This is a genomic window from Oikeobacillus pervagus, from assembly GCF_030813365.1.
GTDB lineage: Bacteria > Bacillota > Bacilli > Bacillales > DSM-23947 > Oikeobacillus > Oikeobacillus pervagus.
The window spans coordinates 1-18,922 of sequence record NZ_JAUSUC010000049.1 but is presented as its reverse complement, the minus strand read 5'-3'; the positions used below and the strand labels follow the sequence as shown (position 1 = coordinate 18,922).

At 37.8% G+C, this 18,922-nt stretch carries 15 protein-coding genes; 7 read left to right on the top strand and 8 right to left on the bottom strand.

Annotated elements, in window-relative coordinates:
- Positions 1-193: 193 nt before the first annotated feature.
- Positions 194-898, top strand: coding sequence for an iron-sulfur cluster repair di-iron protein (ric, locus tag J2S13_RS14270; RefSeq protein WP_307258481.1), 705 nt, complete (start codon positions 194-196; stop codon positions 896-898).
- A gap of 79 nt (positions 899-977) precedes the next feature.
- On the opposite strand, the gene J2S13_RS14265 is transcribed toward ric, so the two are convergent.
- Entirely contained in the window at positions 978-1,679 is a 702-nt protein-coding gene (locus J2S13_RS14265; protein WP_307258480.1) for a Crp/Fnr family transcriptional regulator, read from the bottom strand.
- 101 nt (positions 1,680-1,780) lie between these two features.
- Here J2S13_RS14265 and J2S13_RS14260 point away from each other — a divergent pair, with 101 nt between their 5' ends.
- Complete coding sequence (locus tag J2S13_RS14260; protein WP_307258478.1) at positions 1,781-2,317, top strand: hemerythrin domain-containing protein; 537 nt, start codon at positions 1,781-1,783, stop codon at positions 2,315-2,317.
- Between the two features lie 93 nt (positions 2,318-2,410).
- Here J2S13_RS14260 and mobB read toward each other — a convergent pair whose 3' ends face one another.
- The 5 genes from mobB to J2S13_RS14235 form a co-directional block, all read right to left on the bottom strand.
- Positions 2,411-2,923, bottom strand: a complete 513-nt coding sequence (mobB, locus tag J2S13_RS14255) for a molybdopterin-guanine dinucleotide biosynthesis protein B (RefSeq protein WP_307258477.1) — start codon at positions 2,921-2,923, stop codon at positions 2,411-2,413.
- Positions 2,890-4,185: a molybdopterin molybdotransferase MoeA gene (locus J2S13_RS14250; RefSeq protein ID WP_307258476.1), complete on the bottom strand. Its 1,296-nt coding sequence runs from the start codon at positions 4,183-4,185 to the stop codon at positions 2,890-2,892. Before J2S13_RS14250 ends, mobB begins: the two co-directional genes overlap by 34 nt.
- A 12-nt stretch (positions 4,186-4,197) precedes the next feature.
- Positions 4,198-5,136, bottom strand: a complete 939-nt coding sequence (locus tag J2S13_RS14245) for a methyl-accepting chemotaxis protein (RefSeq protein WP_307258475.1) — start codon at positions 5,134-5,136, stop codon at positions 4,198-4,200.
- 18 nt (positions 5,137-5,154) lie between these two features.
- Positions 5,155-6,168, bottom strand: coding sequence for a GTP 3',8-cyclase MoaA (moaA, locus tag J2S13_RS14240; RefSeq protein WP_307258474.1), 1,014 nt, complete (start codon positions 6,166-6,168; stop codon positions 5,155-5,157).
- Between the two features lie 161 nt (positions 6,169-6,329).
- The gene (locus J2S13_RS14235; RefSeq protein ID WP_307258473.1) at positions 6,330-7,841 is read right to left on the bottom strand and encodes a nitrate/nitrite transporter; all 1,512 of its coding nucleotides are present in this window, start codon (positions 7,839-7,841) and stop codon (positions 6,330-6,332) included.
- A gap of 258 nt (positions 7,842-8,099) precedes the next feature.
- Between J2S13_RS14235 and J2S13_RS14230 the strand changes: the two genes are divergently transcribed.
- Positions 8,100-8,801, top strand: coding sequence for a Crp/Fnr family transcriptional regulator (locus J2S13_RS14230; protein ID WP_307258472.1), 702 nt, complete (start codon positions 8,100-8,102; stop codon positions 8,799-8,801).
- Between the two features lie 141 nt (positions 8,802-8,942).
- Here the strand turns inward: J2S13_RS14230 and J2S13_RS14225 are convergent, their stop codons facing one another.
- Positions 8,943-10,064 carry a TIGR04053 family radical SAM/SPASM domain-containing protein gene (locus J2S13_RS14225; RefSeq protein WP_307258468.1) on the bottom strand — a complete coding sequence of 374 codons (1,122 nt, stop codon included), beginning with the start codon at positions 10,062-10,064 and terminating at the stop codon, positions 8,943-8,945.
- Between the two features lie 171 nt (positions 10,065-10,235).
- Positions 10,236-11,828 (bottom strand): long-chain-fatty-acid--CoA ligase, encoded by a 1,593-nt coding sequence (locus J2S13_RS14220; RefSeq protein ID WP_307258465.1) that lies wholly within the window; start codon positions 11,826-11,828, stop codon positions 10,236-10,238.
- Between the two features lie 280 nt (positions 11,829-12,108).
- Between J2S13_RS14220 and J2S13_RS14215 the strand changes: the two genes are divergently transcribed.
- The 4 genes from J2S13_RS14215 (at position 12,109) to narI (ending at position 18,820) form a co-directional block, all read left to right on the top strand.
- Entirely contained in the window at positions 12,109-15,792 is a 3,684-nt protein-coding gene (locus J2S13_RS14215) for a nitrate reductase subunit alpha (RefSeq protein ID WP_307258463.1), read from the top strand.
- Entirely contained in the window at positions 15,782-17,251 is a 1,470-nt protein-coding gene (gene narH / locus J2S13_RS14210) for a nitrate reductase subunit beta (RefSeq protein ID WP_307258461.1), read from the top strand. Before J2S13_RS14215 ends, narH begins: the two co-directional genes overlap by 11 nt.
- Positions 17,252-17,585: 334 nt before the next feature.
- Positions 17,586-18,137, top strand: coding sequence for a nitrate reductase molybdenum cofactor assembly chaperone (gene narJ, locus J2S13_RS14205; protein WP_307258460.1), 552 nt, complete (start codon positions 17,586-17,588; stop codon positions 18,135-18,137).
- The gene (gene narI, locus J2S13_RS14200; RefSeq protein ID WP_307258459.1) at positions 18,134-18,820 is read left to right on the top strand and encodes a respiratory nitrate reductase subunit gamma; all 687 of its coding nucleotides are present in this window, start codon (positions 18,134-18,136) and stop codon (positions 18,818-18,820) included. Before narJ ends, narI begins: the two co-directional genes overlap by 4 nt.
- The last annotated feature ends 102 nt before the right edge of the window (positions 18,821-18,922 follow it).

Here is an 18,922-nt window from a genome sequence, read left to right as displayed (position 1 = left end):
ATTTTAAAAAAGGTTGTCAAGCAATAAAATGAATAGACTTTAAACTCAATGCAGCCAACATTTAGCACCCATTATTTTGGTGCGAAAGTTGAGTTATTTAATAAAAATTCTAAACTGTGACCCGTATCACGATGTGAAATAAAACATTCTATTATGATAGAAGTACATCAAATGATAAAGGAGAGATGTACAAATGGCTTATCCATTTACTGTAGATAGTATCATTGGAGAAATTGTCAATGATTTACCGAAATCAAGTGATTTATTTAAGAAAAATAGAATTGATTTTTGTTGTGGAGGAAATCGTCCAATTAAAGAGGCTGCTAGTGAAAGGGGACTTGATGCAGAAGTATTAGTCTCTACCTTAAATGGCCTATATGAAGAGATGAATACAGAGGGGGTACAACAGGATTGGATGACCGCCGACCTCTCTTCTATTGTCGACTATGTCGTGAATACTCATCATCGCTATTTAAATGAAGAGTTTCCACAGCTTACACCTTATGTGACAAAAGTTTTACGTGTACATGGTGTGGATTCCCCACACTTAAAAGAAGTTCACTCCCTTTTTCATACAATTAAAACAGAATTAGAACAACATATTATTAAAGAAGAGACAGAACTATTTCCCTATGTAAAAATCTACGAAAACGATCCTTCAAGTGAGAATTTAAATAAATTACTGGCTCAATTAGATGGGCTTGAATCAGAACATGATGCAGTCGGTCAAGCTTTAAAACAATTACGCGATGTAACAAATGATTTTGTCCCACCAATGGGAGCTTGCCGTACTTACCAACTTGTCTATAATCGGTTAGAAGCCTTGGAAGATGATACATTCCGCCATGTACATTTAGAAAATAATATATTATTTAAAAGAATTAAAGAATTAGGTTAATTCTTTTAAGGAGTCTCATAACAGCTGACCTCCCTAATGATCATAAGGGACTTAGTTCAGTCATGAGACTCTTCTTTTTTTATTCTTTTTCTTTTATTAATTCATTTGTTAAACTTTCTGGATCGTAAATATATTTATTTTTTTTATCTGAATGAACAAGGTTGTGATTTTTCATTTTAGTTAAAATACGACTAACCGTCTCCCTTGTTGTCCCAATCATTTGGGCGATTTCTTTATTCGTTAAAGGAATCATGACAGAAACCATTCCATCCTCCGTTTCCTTTCCATAACTATTGCCAAATCGGAGAAGCCACTTAATAAATTTCTCATATGTATCGTTTAATATTTGCGCTTCCAATCGTTGCTGCAATTCAGAGATTTTCTCTCCCATCATCCGATATAATTTCACCGCTGTCTCAGGCTGTTCTAGTAAAACTTTCTCAAATTCAGATAATAGAATATAGATGAGGTCGGTTTGCTCCATCGCAATTGAATTAGCTGGATATTCACTTTTTTGGAAGAAACCAATATGAGGAAACATATCTCCTGACTTTAAGACAGCAACAATCTGTTCTCTCCCTTGAATATCATTTCGATAAATTTTGATCGTACCTTCGTCAATAAAATAAACAGCCTCATGCTTTTCCCCTTGAAAAAAAATATGCTCCCCTCTTTTCACTGTTTTCTTCTTGGAGGTTAACGCTATTGACTCAATCTCTTGATCTGATAAATGTTTAAAAAGCGGTAAATCCTTTAAAATTGTGTACATTTTTCGACTCATTGCCCGTTCACTCCTATTTTTTCGAAGTTTGTGATCTTTATCACAACTTTTACCAATTCCATCAAGTATAATAATCTTGTAAACGTTAGGAGGGATGTTGAATGGAATTATGTTGCGGTAAAGTGCCAGGCCAAGGGAATCGCCCTATTTCTCAATTTTGCGAACCATTAGTAAGACTTTATCAGGAACATTCACCGTTGAATGAAATGAAGCAAGATCTATATGAAAGGGCTAAACAAACGAGTTCATCAACTGATCCACGAAATCATCTGTTACAACTTCGTGAAAAAGTTCTTTCATTCCAAAGAGCACTTGATCAACATTCACGAAGGGAAGAAGATGGTCTATTTGAAATGATGACAGCTCATATAGGGAAAGAATTAGGGCCGATTGCGATGATGGAATACGAGCATTCATTGGCAAATGAAAATATTCGTCTCTTTTTAGAACAGACCTCCCTTATGTCTGATAAACTGACGAAGGAAGAGGCCCTTGGATTCGCACAATATATCGTTACCGCATATGAAGTCTTAACTTCGCATTTTATGAAAGAAGAAAGCGTCTTATTTCCCATGGCTGAGCAAATGTTGTCTGATGAGGAAAAAAGACTTCTTGCCGAACGAATGGAAACAATTTAACCGAATTTCACGATCTTAGCAGTATCCTATTAGCGTACTTAACGATTAAATTTCTCTTTTGGGGCCAGTCCCCAAAATCTGATATCCCCTCTTTTATATATATTGTGTACCCCATAACCAATTGGTGAATGGGGCTTTTTCTTTTCTTAAAAATACCGGAACGGAGAGTTTAAGATGTTTGAGATCCACATCAGAAATGACCGCCTGGATATTTTTCAATTGGTTTAAAAGGATGAGATCCACTTCTTCTCTTATAAGAACCACTTTCGGAAATGGATGTTGTTTGTATCCCTCGATCAAAATAAAATCAATCGGAAGGAGTTTGTAAATGGATAATATATTTTGAATAGAAGGCTGTTCGATGGTTGCAACGATATTAACGATCCCTTCGCCTTCCACAGCCGTTGCAATAGCCCCATTTTCACGATGAGTGGAAGTGTCCTTCCCCTCATCCCCAATATAGGGGAGACCCCCATGTCCATGATGTTTAATCGTACCTACCGCAATATTATGTGCTTTGGCACTCTTAATAATATATTGGATAAGGGTCGTCTTTCCGCTATTTTGGTAGCCTACAACTTGGAAGATTTTTTGCTTTCTTGCCACGGTACATCACTTCCTGTTTCATCTTCTAAGAGAAGAACATCGACAAGATCCCCTGTTTTAAATCCCCTTGTACCTCCAGGCAATACCATTAAACAATTGGCCCAAGCAAGGGATGTGACAACATTTGATTTATCTAATCCTACTGGACTGACAAATAGTCTCCCCCCTTCTCCATAGTGGAGTTGACTGCGAACAAATCGATTAAATGGATTCGCCTTTGGAAAATCTTTTTGTAGTATCGCCGTGCCTTTAGCTAAAAAAGGCTTAGATTGATGCAACCAATAACGTATAATAGGACGAACATATAATTCGAATCCAACGTAACACGCTGACGGGTTCCCAGATAGACCAAATAATAATTTTCCATTACAAACAGCTGCTGTCGTCACACTACCTGGTCTCATCGCGATTTTATTAAATAATTTTTTTGCACCTAATCGATCGTATATTTCCGGTAAATAATCAAAATCACCGACTGAGACTCCCCCTGTTGTAATAACAAAATCACATTCTTCCACCGCAAGTTGAACCGTTTTCAACACGTCCTCTAAATGATCCTCACATTGTCCATACCGTCTGACTACTCCCCCTGCACGTTCAACTTGAGAAATAATCATATGACCATTTGAATTACGAATCTTTCCAGATTGTAATGGTTCATCCACCTCTAATAGTTCAGAACCCGTTGCTAATACACCAATGATTGGTCGACGAACCACAGGCACTTGGTTATATCCAAAGGTCGCGAGCAGTGCCTTAACACCAGGATTCACTTTTGTTCCTTCTTCGATTAGTTTATCCCCTTTTTTTGCATCCTCACCTTGAAAAGAGATATTTTCACCTTTTTTCATTTTACGTTTGATCGTGATGAACTTTTTCCCATCTTTTTCTGCTTCACTCGTCAGTTCAAGCATAATTACACAATCAGCTCCACTCGGAATGGCGGCCCCTGTCATAATCCGAATCGCTTGATTTTGTTTCAAATGGAAAGAGCTCACTTGTCCAGCCCCGATTTCATCCACAACTTCTAATTGAATCGGCTGTTCATTAGAACAACTGTCAGTATCTTCACTTCGAATGGCGAACCCATCGTAAGGTGAACGGTCAAAATGGGGGACATCATGGTCCGCTTTAAGAGGCTGACTTAAAAAACGTCCATCACTTTTTTCAATAGACACATATTCTTCATCCCCGTACTTTTTCCATTCCATTATTCTTTGAACAGCTTCTCCTACAGAAATTGGTTTTCGGCGTTCTATCACTTTGATCACCCTTTAGTTTTCATTTAATTGTTGAATCCCTTTTTCAAGCCTCTGATCAACCATTTTTGCATCTTCAATATGTTGTAAAATAAGTTCATGTGCCAAATTAAACAGTTGTTTCGCCTGTTGCATTTCGTTTTCAACTTGTAAGGATAGATTTTTCTGTTCTCCTATCATTTCCTTCATTTCATTTATGTTTAGTTGACTATGATTAATAGATTGTAAAACTTGAGCAATTTGTTCTGATGTTTCTGAACTAACAGCCATTCCTTTTTCTACAAGTTCTGTACTTAATTTAGTGGAAGCTAAAGCTTCAGAAATTTCCTTTTGAATGGCTGATGTTAATGTTTGAATATGTGAGATACTATCGGTCGTACTTTCAGCAAGTTTTTTTACTTCCTGTGCAACAACGGCAAATCCTTTTCCATGCTCACCTGCACGAGCAGCTTCAATGGATGCATTTAAAGCGAGTAAATTCGTTTGATCTGCAATTGTTTTAATAACTTCAACGATTGTATGAACTTCTTTTGAACGTTGATGTAACTGGGCCATATTTTGTTCCGATGTTTTTATGTTCTCTCCTAATTGTTGGATGACTTGTTCTGCATTCTTTACGTATTGATTCCCCTCTTGAGATTTTTTCACCATCTTGACAGAATAATCATGTAAAGAATCTCCCTTATCCAAAAGTGATGTGGATTTATTTGAACTTTGTTCGCTTAAATGAGCTACATTCGTAAATTTCTCTTCAATCTGATCAACCAGATCTCCCAACTCGTGATGTTGTCCATTGACATGCTCATGTTGGACAATTACGTCTGTAAGTTCCCTTTTGAGCTTCGAAAGCCAAATTGTCTTATCCTGTTCCTTTTGTACTAATTCATCTTTTAATGCCTTTATTTCATTTTCTAGTTCTAAAAATTTTGAGTCTTTATACTTAGATTTAAACATTTTACACCTCTTGTTCAGTTACCCTCCGATATATGACATTTCGATCTTAGATTTCTTACGTGTCCCTTTACTTTGCCGTTCAGAGGAATATTGATCTTCACGATGATTCCAAATTTGGATCATTTTCTCTTTTATCATAACATCTGAAGCATTAGAACGCATTAATTGACGAAGATCAAATCCATCGTTTGCAAATAAACAAGTAAAGAGTTTTCCATCCGCCGAAAGTCTTATACGTGTACAACTTGAACAAAAGGATTCAGAAACAGACGTTATAAACCCCACCTCTGTTCCTGTGTCATTATACTTATATCTTTTGGCAACTTCTCCAAAATAAGAGGGGTCGACCGGTTTCATTTCGAAATGTTGAGATAATAGTTGAAAAATCTCTTTTTTCGACATGACTTGATCCCAATTCCATCCATTGGTATTCCCAACATCCATAAATTCAATAAATCTTAAAGAAACCCTTTTTTCACGACATAATTTGGCCATTGGAATGATTTCACAATCATTGACCCCTTTTTGAACAACCATGTTCACTTTTACCTTTAATCCAGCTGCCAATGCGGCATCTATCCCTTTTATGACTGCTTCCGAGCGGACACCACGCCCATTCATTTTGGTGAAAATCTCATTATCTATAGCATCTAAACTAACATTCGCTCGTTTAATTCCTGCAGAAAATATTTCACTGGAGTATTTCGGTAATAATAACCCATTCGTTGTTAACCCAATATCATCAATACCCTCTATCCTTGATAACCTTTTCAGTAATTGAGGTAAATCCTTGCGCATGAAGGGCTCCCCACCGGTAATTCTAATTTTTTTTACCCCTAAATCCCGAAAGATAATAGCCACTCTTTCAATTTCCTCAAAGGTAAGTACCTCACTTTTCGGTAAAAAAGCAAAGTCCTTTCCAAATATTTCGGCAGGCATACAATATTGACAACGAAAATTACATCGATCTGTGACAGAAATTCGTAAATCTCGTAATGGTCGTTGTAATTTATCGAAAATTTTATCCGTCAATGTTCTCAACTCCCCCGTAGAACGAAATATTTGTTTATTTTAACAAATGAATCCTCATACAATTGTGACAAATATCACTTTAAATAGAAAGAGGAGCAATCTTATAAATATCACTTTAAATAGAAAGAGGAGCAATCTTATAAATAGCTCCCCGTAAATGATTAAGCTAAATGGCCTTTATCATCCCTACTTAACTCACTAAACATCCCTACGTAATTTTTCACTTCACCTGCTTCATTTTTAACCGCACTAATGGTTAACCATTGCAAATAAAGTTCACCCGTTTTTTTCTTATTCCAAATTTCCCCTTGCCAGAATCCTTTTACTTTTATAGTATCCCACATCATCTGGTAAAATTCCTTTTTATGTTTACCCGACTGCAATACACGCGGTGTTTGACCTATCATTTCAGATGAATCATACCCTGTAATCGCAGTAAATGCTGGATTCACATTTAATATTTTTCCCTCTATATCAGTGATGAGAATAGCCTCAGCTGTATGGTTGATGACATTCTTGGCTAACTCTAAGTTTTCTTGATAATACATCATAATGACAATGATCAAACTGGCTAATGCAACTTGTGATAAAGCCATAAATCCTATGGCGTAATGGCCAGTTAAATTGAATAGAATGGATAGAATGAGAGGTGGGAAAAAGCCTCCAAGCCCCCCCATCGCTGAGACGATTCCATTGACAATACCAGCCTGTTTTGAAAAATAAAGTGGGACAAGTTTAAAGATCGTTCCATTTCCAATTCCAGCGAAAAAAGCAATTGCCAAACAACCAATTGTATATAATAATAAAGAAGGTGTAAATGCTAATAATAAACCTGAGAGAGTTAAACATGTAAATACAATCATTAAAATTTTGAATGAATTAAATTTATCCCCAAGCCAACCACCAATTGGTCTCATTGCTGTTGCTAACACGATAAATCCAGCGGTTCTCATACCTGCGTCTACTTTGTCTAATTCAAAATGAGACACTAAAAAGTTTGGAAGGTAAATGGTAAAGGCAACGAAAGCCCCAAAAGTTAAAAAATAGAATAAACTTAAAAACCATAATTTAGGATTTTTGTAAACACTTTTAATTTGTTGCATTAATGGTGTATTCACTTTTGGCTCTTTTTTATCACCTAAAAAGAAGTTTAGTACCGCAAATGCGATCAAAAGAATAATGAGTAGTTGTACAGTGGTTTGCCAACCAAATTTCACAGCTAAAACTGGGGCAGAGAAGGTTGTCACAGCCGTACCTATATTCCCTGCTCCATAAATTCCATTCACAAGTCCATGTTTCTCACGCGGATAATATTTTGGAATAGATGTTACCCCTACTGAAAAGATCGCCCCACCAATTCCAATAAAAAGACCACCAATCAAAAGGTCTGTTAAACTATCGGCAATACTTATAAAATAAACAGGAAAGATTAATAAAATAAAGCTAATTGAAAATATTTTTCTTGCACCGTACTTATTTGTCCAATAACCAATAGGAACACGTAAAATCGATCCAAGTATAACAGGTACTGCTGTGACCAGTGATAATTGTCCAGGTGTTAAAGAAATATCCTCTTTAATAAAAGGCATTAACGATGAAATAATCACCCAAACCATGAATCCCGCTATTAAACTAAATGTTTGCAATGGGAGCTGTAATTTTTGGACTTTCATTTCTAAATTCTCCTCTCAACGACAATTGTTCATAGCAATGTTATCAATGCTGAACCTTATGACTATATAGTAGGTAATGTCCTCATGAAAAGGTGTGATGAACTTCACATTTAGCATATGGTTCATTTTTCTGTCACTTTTATTTAAATTAGCTATAATAAATAGAAGATGTTCCCAATCCGATTTTTATGTTATTCTATATTCCTTATTATCATTTGCATAGTGAATAACTATTTATAAAAGAAAAGGTGATGTTTTATGACCTCACAACCATTAAAATCAACTCATTCAGTCGAAATTAAAGAACTTATTCGATTTTCTGAAAGAAGGATCAAAATAAAAAAAGGGGATTATTTATTCCAAGAAGGGATGACGGCGGAAGGACTTTATATTATTTTATCTGGAAAGGTTCAAATTAGTAAAATCACTCCAGATGGTCGTGAACTCTCCCTTCGTATATGTGGAGAAAATGAAATTTGTGGAGAACTAACTCTTTTCACCTACTCCCCTCAATATTTATTAACAGCTAAAGTGATTGAAGATGGTGAGGCCGCTGTGATTTTGAAAGATCAACTAGAAAAGGAACTATTTAAAGACAGCACTTTAGCATTAGAATTTATGAAATGGATGAGTGATCATTTCCGAAAAACACAGACCAAATTTCGCGATTTAGTGCTACACGGAAAAAAAGGGGCGCTATTCTCAACGCTAATCCGAATGACCAATAGTTATGGTGTGGAAACGAAAAAGGGAATTCTAATTGATTTACCACTAACCAATCAGGAGCTAGGAAATTTCTGTGGGACCTCCAGGGAAAGTGTGAACCGGATTTTGAATGAATTAAAACACGACGGCATTATCTCTATGAAAAAAGGAAAAATTACCATTCATGATCTTCAATTTTTAAAAGACGAAATTGGTTGTGAAAATTGCCCTGCTATTTATTGTAGTATTGAATAAAGAGAAAAAAGATTGTGTGCAAACTAAAATGCACACAATCTTTTTTTACGATTATAAAATTTAGGATTGTTGATATCACCCTTTAAAAATGTTGTCCACGGCAAGTCTTCAGCGCCGATGGGCGAGGCGCTTCCGCATTTGTTATGCTTTCTTTTTTTCTTTTCGCATTGCTTTTGGTATATAGACACATGCTGGTTCACTTTCTAAATAATCACCAGTTAAAGCATAGGCACGAGAACGTGAACCCCCACACACATTTCGGAATTCACATACACCACATTTTCCTTTATAGCTGTCTGGATTTCGTAGTTCTTTAAAGATCGGTGAATCGCGGTAAATGGAAGCCAAGCTTTCGTCCCGGACATTCCCTCCTTTAATAGGTAGTAGTCCACTAGGAAAGACATCGCCTATATGGGAAATAAATACAAAACCATTTCCATCATTTACACCTTTTGGTGCCCGACCTAGACCATCAATTCTTCCTGTTTTTCCTTCCTGAAGTGCCATTTCATAATGGATTTGTTGTTCCATATTTTTGGATTCACGCATTTTTTGCTGAATCACAACTCTTCGATAATGTTGAGCAGCTGTCGTTTTAATATCAAAAGGTACCTTTTTGCTTACTTCATAAAGCCAACGCATTACTTTTTCATGTTCTACTGGAGAAACCATATCATTTTCTTTCCCACGACCAGTTGGGACTAAAAAGAACACACTCCATAATTCACATCCAAGTTCCTCTACTAATTTGGCCATTTGATCAAGCGCATCAATATTATATTTTGAAATAACGGTATTAATTTGGACAGGCATATCTAGTTCATGAAGCCAATGAATCCTTTCGAGGGTCAAATCAAATGATCCACTCGTTCCCCTGAAATGATCATGAATTTCAGCCGTAGGACCATCTAGACTAAATGCCCAACGTGATAACCCTGCTTCCTTTCCTTGTTGGATTGCTTCTTTCGTTACATTTGGAGTTGCACTCGGTGTCATTGAAACTCGAATATTTTTTTCTACAGCATAACGGGCCAAATCGAACACATCTGGTCTCATAAGGGGATCCCCACCAGTAAAAACGAGGAGGGGAGAATCCATATCGGCTATTTGATCAATTAATACTTTTCCTTCTTCGAAAGTAAGCTCACGCGGGTCCCTTCTATACTGCGCTTCTGCTCGACAATGAATACATTTCAATTGACATGCTCTCGTTAATTCCCAGATTACGATGAAAGGATCTTGATGATAATCACGCGGAATCACAATGGATCATCTCCTTTTACTTTATTCCTACCACGAATTGTATATAGTGATATGTTTTTTATTATAGTGATAATCCCTATCGATCGCTGTGAGACATGTCACATTCCTTGGAAAAGCATATCGCAACGAAAAAACGGACGCTTATGATCACGTCCGTTTTCATTCTGAATATTAGTTTACAAATTTTCCTGTCTTTCCAATTGACTCCCAATAGTCATTTCTTAAGTGAAGCTTTTGAATTTTTCCTGAAGCTGTTTTTGGTAACTCCTCAACAAATGTGACACCTGTAACCGCTTTAAAATGGGCTAGTTTAGCACGGGAGAAATCAATTAATTCCTTCTCTGTTACGGTTTTATCCTTTCTTAATACAACGTAAGCATGTGGTGTCTCCCCCCATTTTTCATGAGGAACCGCAATAACCGCCGCTTCTAAAACCGCTGGATGCTCATATAGTACCCCTTCTACTTCGATGGAGGAAATATTTTCACCGCCACTTATGATGACATCTTTTTTACGATCGACAATATCCACATTTCCATACTCATCAACTGTTCCCATATCACCTGTATGAAGCCAGCCATTTTGAATCGCTTCCATTGTAGCTTCTTGATTTTTCCAATATCCTAACATGACACCGTTTCCACGTACAATGACTTCGCCGATTTGTTTTCCGTCTTTTTCCACTTCTTCTCCGAGATCGTTAACCACCTTCACTTGCGTCCCTATCATCGCATACCCAGCCTTTGCTTTCATACGATATTGTTCTTTAATTGGTAAATCTTCAAAATGGCTACGAACACGTGAAAATAGACTTAATGGAGATGATTCAGTCATTCCATATACTTGAATAAATTCCCAACCAAGTTCTTGTTCCACTTTTGCCACAAAAGATGGAGGTGGAGCAGATCCTGCTATTACAACTCTTACATCCTGTTCTATTTGTGGAACATTTTCCTCATGATATTGAATAAGGCTATTTAATACAGTCGGTGCCATATGCATGACTGAAACACGATGTTTTAGAATATGTTCAAAAATAGCCTGTGGACTAGGCTTACGTAAACAAACATGTGTGGCGCCATTTGCGGTATAGTAGAATGGGGAACCCCAACCATTTACATGAAACATCGGCAAAATATGTAAATATTTGTCCTGATCAGTCACTCGCAAATGATGCATAGTTGATAATGCATGGATATAATTATTCCGATGGGTCAGCATAACTCCTTTTGGGTTTCCAGTCGTACCACTAGTATACAGTAAACTACAAACATCATTTTCATCTAATAGAGCTCGATCAAAAGCCGTCTTCGGTTGTTCATTTAACCAAACATCATAATCGATTTCATTTGTATCCTCATTTTTATAATGAACAATAATTGTTTTCACCGTCTCCAATTGATCTTTAATTGGTACAATCAAATCGTATAAATCCCCGTCCACGAATAATATTTTAGATTCACTATGATTTAAGATGAATAAATAATCGTCTGGTTTTAAACGAATATTTAACGGAACCATGATAGCCCCTAATTGGAAGATTCCGTAAAATCCCTCTAACATTTCAAGTGTATTCGGCGCTAAATAAGCTACCTTGTCCCCTTTTTGTACCCCCAAACCTTTTAATCCGTGTGAAAGCTGATTAACTCGTTCGTTCAGTTGATGATATGTAAAAGAACGGTCATCACAGATCACCCCAGTTTTATCACCATAATAGGTAACGGCTCGATCTAAAAATTGAGTCAAAACTAAAGGTACATTCACATTTTTTCCCCCTTTGCCTGATATGTCAGAAAATTCGAATTCAACAAAATTGTATCACATTTTTTTATTGCAATTCAAACGATATTTTAAAATGAATAATAATTGTTGAGTTTTTTCCCTTTTTTAGGAAAAATTCTATGAATAATGCCAAATTCTTAATATTCAAACCGATTGACAATATTGTGACAGTAAAATAATATGTGACGAACTTAACACCTATTAAGTTCAGTAAAGCTTATAGTGAAAGTACGTTAGCACAACTTAAAGGAGTGTACGAATCATGAAACAAAAAAAATCACCTTTAGCAAAAAGATTGCGATATTTTGCTCCAACTGAGCGCTTTAATCAAAATCATAGTGAAATACATGAAGGAAATAGAGAATGGGAAAATGCCTACCGCCGTCGTTGGCAATATGATAAAGTAGTCCGCTCGACCCATGGTGTGAACTGTACAGGATCTTGTTCTTGGAATATATATGTCAAGGACGGAATTGTCACGTGGGAAGGACAACAATTGGATTATCCATCTACCGGTCCGGATATGCCCGATTTTGAACCACGCGGTTGTCCTAGGGGAGCAAGTTTCTCTTGGTATATTTATAGCCCTCTTCGCGTGAAATATCCGTACATTCGTGGCGTGCTTTTAAATATGTGGCGAGAAGCATTAACCAAACATACGAACCCCTTAGAGGCATGGAAAAGTATTGTAGAAGATCCAGATAAAGCAAAGCAATATAAACAAGCTCGAGGAAAAGGTGGATTTGTTCGTTCTACTTGGGAAGAATCCGCTAAATTAGTAGCAGCTTCTCTCCTATATACGGTCATGAAATATGGTCCTGACCGAAATGTCGGATTTTCACCTATTCCTGCTATGTCCATGTTAAGTTTTGCTGGGGGATCTCGTTTTATGTCGCTTATGGGAGGTCCAATGTTAAGTTTCTATGATTGGTATGCTGACCTTCCTCCTGCTTCTCCGCAAGTTTGGGGGGATCAAACAGATGTTCCCGAAAGCTCTGATTGGTATAACTCTGGATACATTATTACATGGGGTTCAAATGTCCCATTAACACGTACCCCAGATGCCCACTTTTTAGCTGAAGCTCGTTACCGCGGAGCAAAAGTCGTATCCATGAGCCCTGATTACGCTGAATCAACAAAATTTGCGGACGATTGGCTAAGTGTGAAACAGGGAACGGACGGCGCTGTCGCAATGGCGATGGGACATGTTATTTTAAAAGAGTTTTATCTTGATCAACAAGTTAATTATTTTACAAACTACGCAAAAAAATATACAGATTTCCCATTTCTAGTCACCCTAAAAAAATCGGGAGATCAATTTACCGCTGACCGATTCTTAAATGCTGGTGACATCGGAAGAGTCTCGGAAAATAGTGACTGGAAACCTGTTGTTTGGAATGAGCAATCTAACCAATTTGCTGTACCGAATGGCACGATGGGCTCTCGTTGGGAAAAGAAAGGAAAATGGAATTTAAAACTCCAAGATGAGGAGACGAATGAAACCATTGACCCATGTCTTACTTTACTAGGGAAAGAAGAAGCAATCGGAAAAGTGCTCATTCCTTACTTCTCAGATGAAGGCAATCATACATTAGAACGTGCCGTACCAATGAAAAAAATCATCAAAAATGATGGGGAAGAAATCTACTATACGAGTGTTTTTGATCTAGTCCTAGCAAATTATGGAGTGGATCGTGGAATCGGTGGTGAAGTAGCCACTTCATATGATGATGATATTCCATTCACACCAGGATGGCAGGAGAAAATAACTGGAGTGAAAAAAGATTTAGTGACAAAAATTGCTCGTGAATTCGCACAAAATGCGATTGATACCAATGGTCGTTCCATGATCATCGTTGGCGCTGGAATTAACCACTGGTTCAATTCAGATACCATTTACCGTGCTGTCCTCAATTTAATTTTATTTGTTGGAGCACAAGGAGTAAATGGTGGCGGATGGGCTCATTATGTTGGTCAGGAAAAATTAAGACCGGTTGAAGGTTGGCAAACCATTGCGATGGCCAAAGACTGGGGAAGCCCACCAAAATTGCAAAATGGAACTTCCTTTTTCTACTTTGCCACCGATCAATGGCGCTATGAAGATACACCAGTCGGAACACTTGCGTCCCCAGTATTAGGGGAATCTCGCTACCAGCATCATGGAGATTACAATGTTTTAGCTGCAAGACTTGGTTGGCTCCCTTCTTACCCCACATTTGAGAAAAACGGGATTCATTTATATGAAGAAGCGGTCCAAAAAGGGTATTCGACACCGGAAGAAATCGGTCAATTTGTCGCAAAACAATTAAAAGAAAAGCAATTGCGTTTTTCGATTGAAGATCCAGATAATGAGAATAATTTCCCTCGCAACTTAATTGTATGGCGAGCAAATTTAATTTCTAGTTCTGGAAAAGGTCATGAATATTTCTTAAAACATTTACTTGGTACAACTCATGGCTTATTAAATGAGGATCAAGATAGTATCCGTCCTGAAGAGATTACTTGGCGTGATAAAGCCCCAGAAGGAAAATTAGACTTACTTATTAACTTGGATTTCCGCATGGCGGGAACTGCACTTTATTCGGATGTTATTTTCCCAGCATCCACTTGGTATGAAAAAGAAGACTTATCTAGTACAGATATGCACCCTTTCGTTCATCCTTTTAATGCAGCAATTTCGTCACCTTGGGAAGCCCGATCAGATTGGAGCATTTTCAAAACTCTAGCAAAAGCGGTAAGTGAACTGGCCAATGAAGTGGGACTTGAGCCAATGAAAGAAGTTGTCGCCAATCCTCTTCTTCATGATACACCTCAGGAAATGGCACAACCGCTAGGAAAAATTAAAGATTGGTCAAAAGGAGAATGTGAACCGATTCCTGGAAAAACGATGCCACAAATCAATGTAGTAGAAAGAGATTACCGAACCATTTATGAAAAGATAAATGCCCTCGGTACCAACGTTGGAAAACAACCGATTGGAACAAAAGGAATTTCATGGTCTGCTAAGGATGAATATGAAAAATTGAAAGGCATACTCGGAACACACCATGGGGGACTTTCGAAAGGCTGCCCAGATATTAGTGATGCAAGAAAAGCTTCAGAGGCTGTTTTAACTCTTTCCTCTACCACGAACGGAAGAATGGCTGTGAAGGCTTGGGAATCCCTTGAAAAAGTGACGAATTTACAATTAAAGGATTTAGCACAAGAACGGGAGGAAGAGTGCTTTACATTTGATCAAATTACAGCACAACCGAAAACAGTCATCACCTCCCCTGCTTTCAGTGGTTCTGAAAAAGGTGGAAGAAGATATTCACCATTTACAACCAATATTGAAAGACTGATTCCATTCCGTACTATTACGGGTAGACAGAGTTTCTATCTCGATCATGAAATGATGACGGAGTTTGGAGAAAATATGGCGACATTTAAGCCGATTTTACAACATAAACCGTTTCATTCGAATCGACCAGATATTGAAGGAAAAGAAATTACATTAAATTATTTAACTCCACATAATAAGTGGTCCATACACAGTATGTACTTTGATTCACAGCCAATGTTAACCCTTTTCCGAGGTGGACCGACTGTCTGGATGAATAAAGATGATGCTCTTGAAGCCAATATTCAAGATAATGATTGGATCGAATGTTTCAACCGAAATGGTGTTGTCGTAGCACGTGCAGTCGTTTCCCATCGTATTCCTAGAGGAATGGCCTTTATGCATCATGCTCAAGACCGACACATTAACGTACCTGGATCAAAACTGACCCATAATCGTGGAGGTACACATAATAGTCCAACACGCATTCATGTGAAGCCTACTCATATGATTGGTGGATATGCCCAATTAAGCTATGGCTGGAACTACTATGGGCCTACAGGAAACCAACGTGATTTAAATGTGGTCATTCGCAAGCTTAAGGAGGTTGATTGGCTTGAAGATTAAAGCACAAGTCGGAATGGTAATGAATTTAGATAAATGTATCGGTTGTCATACGTGTAGTGTTACATGTAAAAACACATGGACGAATCGCCCTGGTGCAGAATATATGTACTTTAATAATGTTGAAACAAAACCAGGGATTGGTTATCCGAAACGTTGGGAAGATCAAGAAAAATACCAAGGTGGATGGGAACTCCGTCGCGGGAAACTTGAGTTGAAATCAGGTTCAAAAACAAATCGACTCATTAGTTTATTCTATAATCCTTATCAACCAACCATTGATGATTATTATGAACCATGGAACTATGATTATGAAACTTTAACAAATAGTCCAGCAAAAAAACATCAACCAGTAGCACGCCCTAAATCAGCTCTTACGGATGAATATATGGAAATCCTTTGGGGACCAAACTGGGAAGATGACTTGGCCGGAGCACATGTTACCGCTCATCGCGATCCAAATGTTGAAAAAATGGAAGAATCCATTCGGACTGAATTTGAAGATGTCTTTATGATGTATCTCCCACGAATTTGTGAACATTGTTTAAATCCTTCATGTGTGTCTTCATGTCCAAGTGGAGCGATGTATAAACGCGATGAGGATGGTATCGTCCTTGTCGATCAAAACGCCTGCCGTGCCTGGAGATTTTGTGTTTCTTCTTGCCCGTATAAAAAAGTATATTTTAACTGGAAAACGAATAAAGCGGAAAAATGTACATTATGTTTTCCAAGAATCGAAGCAGGTATGCCAACGATTTGCTCAGAAACATGTGTCGGCCGGATTCGCTATATCGGTGTCATGCTATATGATGCGGATCGGGTACAAGAAGCAGCTTCTGTAGAAGATGAAAAGCAATTATATCATGAGCAGCTCAAAGTATTTCTCGATCCTCATGATCCAGAAGTCATCGCAGCCGCTCGAGCAGAAGGTATTCCAGAAGATTGGATCATCGCAGCTCAAAAATCACCGATTTATAAAATGATTATTGATTGGAAAATTGCTCTTCCCCTTCATCCAGAATATCGGACAATGCCAATGGTTTGGTATATTCCACCTCTTAGCCCGATTATGAATACAATTGAAGGAGTTGGAAGCAATGTTTCCGCAGAAGATATATTCCCGGCTATAGACAATATGAGAATACCAATTGAGTATCTTGCTAATCTCTTAACAGCTGGTGATGAACACCATATTCGCTCAACCTTGAAAAAAATGGCCGTTATGAGAAGTCATATGCGTTCTGTCCAAACAAATAAACCAATAAACGAGAATCTATTAAAAGAAGTCAACTTAACAAGCGAACAAATCGAACAAATGTATCGTCTTTTGGCAATTGCAAAATATCAAGATCGTTTCGTGATCCCCCCTTCTCATAAAGAAGAAGTAGCCGATCTTTATATGGAACAAGGAGCTTGTGGCCTAGACTTCGCAGGAGGACCCGGAAGCTGCGGAACATTGTAAAAACAAAGGCGGAAGCGACTTGATTATCGGCGGACGAATTTTCGTAGTTTTCGACTGAGATAAAGGAAACACGGCGAGGTATTCCACGAGCCGATGTTGACTTATCGGAGGAAGAAAACGGAGAAATTCGCTAGCCGATAGGCGCTGGAGCTAGACGTCAACAAATGCGAAAGCACCTGCTCCTCGGCGTACGGATTTCGCAAGTTTCGACTGATCTGTAGCGCAGTTTGCCACAGAAAGTACATTCATTCACCTCCAGTAGCTAGGAGCATCCAAGCGATCGTTGTTTAGCCCAGAAAACGTATTTTGATAAAAAGATAAAGGAGTAATTGACATGGATTCGAACGAGCTTCAAACTGTGTTTCGTTGTACCTCTTTCCTTCTCTCCTACCCGAATCAACAATGGAGAGAAGGATTAGGAGATTGTGAGAAGGAATTACAAGCAATTACACAGCCACAACTCCATCAGCCAATCGCAAATTTTTTACTTACGGCCAAAAAAAGCGATCCAGAAAAGTTTATTCAAGAATATATCTATTTATTCGATTTTGGGAAAAAAACCAATATGTATTTAACCTATGGAAATAATGGAGAACAACGAGAACGAGGGATGGAACTTCTCGCATTAAAAACAATTTATCAAGCGGCTGGATTTAAAGTAACCGATCAAGAATTGCCTGATTATTTGCCCTTACTGTTAGAATTTGCATCGATTGCAAATCTCTCTTCTGTTCGAACCGTTCTTGGAAAATATCAATCGCAAATGATCGAGTTAAAAAATAAATTAATAGAAAGTGAAAGTATCTATCACCATTTACTTGAAGCCAGTATATTAGCCAGTTCACAGATCGAAGAGGAATTCTCCGCCGAAGGGAGTACATTATGATGGATCAATTTTTATGGGTTATCCTTCCTTATCTAGCTTTAACGATTTTTGTTGGTGGTCATATTTATCGTTATCAGCACGATCAATTTGGCTGGACTTCGAAATCAAGCGAAATTTTAGAAAAGAAAAAACTTCGACTTGGCAGCACTCTATTTCATTGGGGCATCATTTTTGTATTTGGTGGACATGTGATGGGCATTCTGATTCCAATATCTGTCTACGAAATGATGGGGATTTCAAAGCATTTTTACCATAATATATCGCTTATTTTCGGATTACCAGCTGGAATTGTTGCTTTTATCGGCTTACTCATCCTATATCAACGGAGATTGACTGTAAAAAGAGTCCGTTCAACTAGTTCAAAAGGAGACTTCGTTGCCCTCTTCTTTTTACTCATCGTGATGGGTTCAGGATTATTTGCTACAGTGTTTAATATTGATTCACATGGATTTGATTACCGTACAACGATCGGTCCTTGGTTTAGAGGTTTATTCATTTTCCAACCTGATGCAAGTTTAATGGAAACTGTTCCTGTTTGGTTCAAAATTCATATATTAGCTGCCTTTGGAATTTTTGCAACATGGCCATTCACACGCCTAGTTCATGTTTTCAGCTTGCCATTAAAATATTTATCTAGAAGCTATGTGGTTTACAGAAAACGTGGAAAAACAATTCGTTCGTAAAACAACAACAATCGAGTAGAGTGAACGAATCGGAATTTTGATTCGTTCGACCCTCTCACACCACCGTACGTACGGTTCCGTATACGGCGGTTCAATAATTTG

What these genes read in the sequence shown, in the direction of transcription:
- ric (WP_307258481.1), top strand. Translation starts at nt 194, where the DNA reads ATGGCTTATCCATTTACTGTAGATAGTATCATTGGAGAAATTGTCAAT.
- J2S13_RS14265 (WP_307258480.1), bottom strand. Translation starts at nt 1,679, where the DNA reads ATGAGTCGAAAAATGTACACAATTTTAAAGGATTTACCGCTTTTTAAA.
- J2S13_RS14260 (WP_307258478.1), top strand. Translation starts at nt 1,781, where the DNA reads ATGGAATTATGTTGCGGTAAAGTGCCAGGCCAAGGGAATCGCCCTATT.
- J2S13_RS14245 (WP_307258475.1), bottom strand. Translation starts at nt 5,136, where the DNA reads ATGTTTAAATCTAAGTATAAAGACTCAAAATTTTTAGAACTAGAAAAT.
- J2S13_RS14235 (WP_307258473.1), bottom strand. Translation starts at nt 7,841, where the DNA reads ATGAAAGTCCAAAAATTACAGCTCCCATTGCAAACATTTAGTTTAATA.
- J2S13_RS14230 (WP_307258472.1), top strand. Translation starts at nt 8,100, where the DNA reads ATGACCTCACAACCATTAAAATCAACTCATTCAGTCGAAATTAAAGAA.
- J2S13_RS14215 (WP_307258463.1), top strand. Translation starts at nt 12,109, where the DNA reads ATGAAACAAAAAAAATCACCTTTAGCAAAAAGATTGCGATATTTTGCT.
- narJ (WP_307258460.1), top strand. Translation starts at nt 17,586, where the DNA reads ATGGATTCGAACGAGCTTCAAACTGTGTTTCGTTGTACCTCTTTCCTT.
- narI (WP_307258459.1), top strand. Translation starts at nt 18,134, where the DNA reads ATGATGGATCAATTTTTATGGGTTATCCTTCCTTATCTAGCTTTAACG.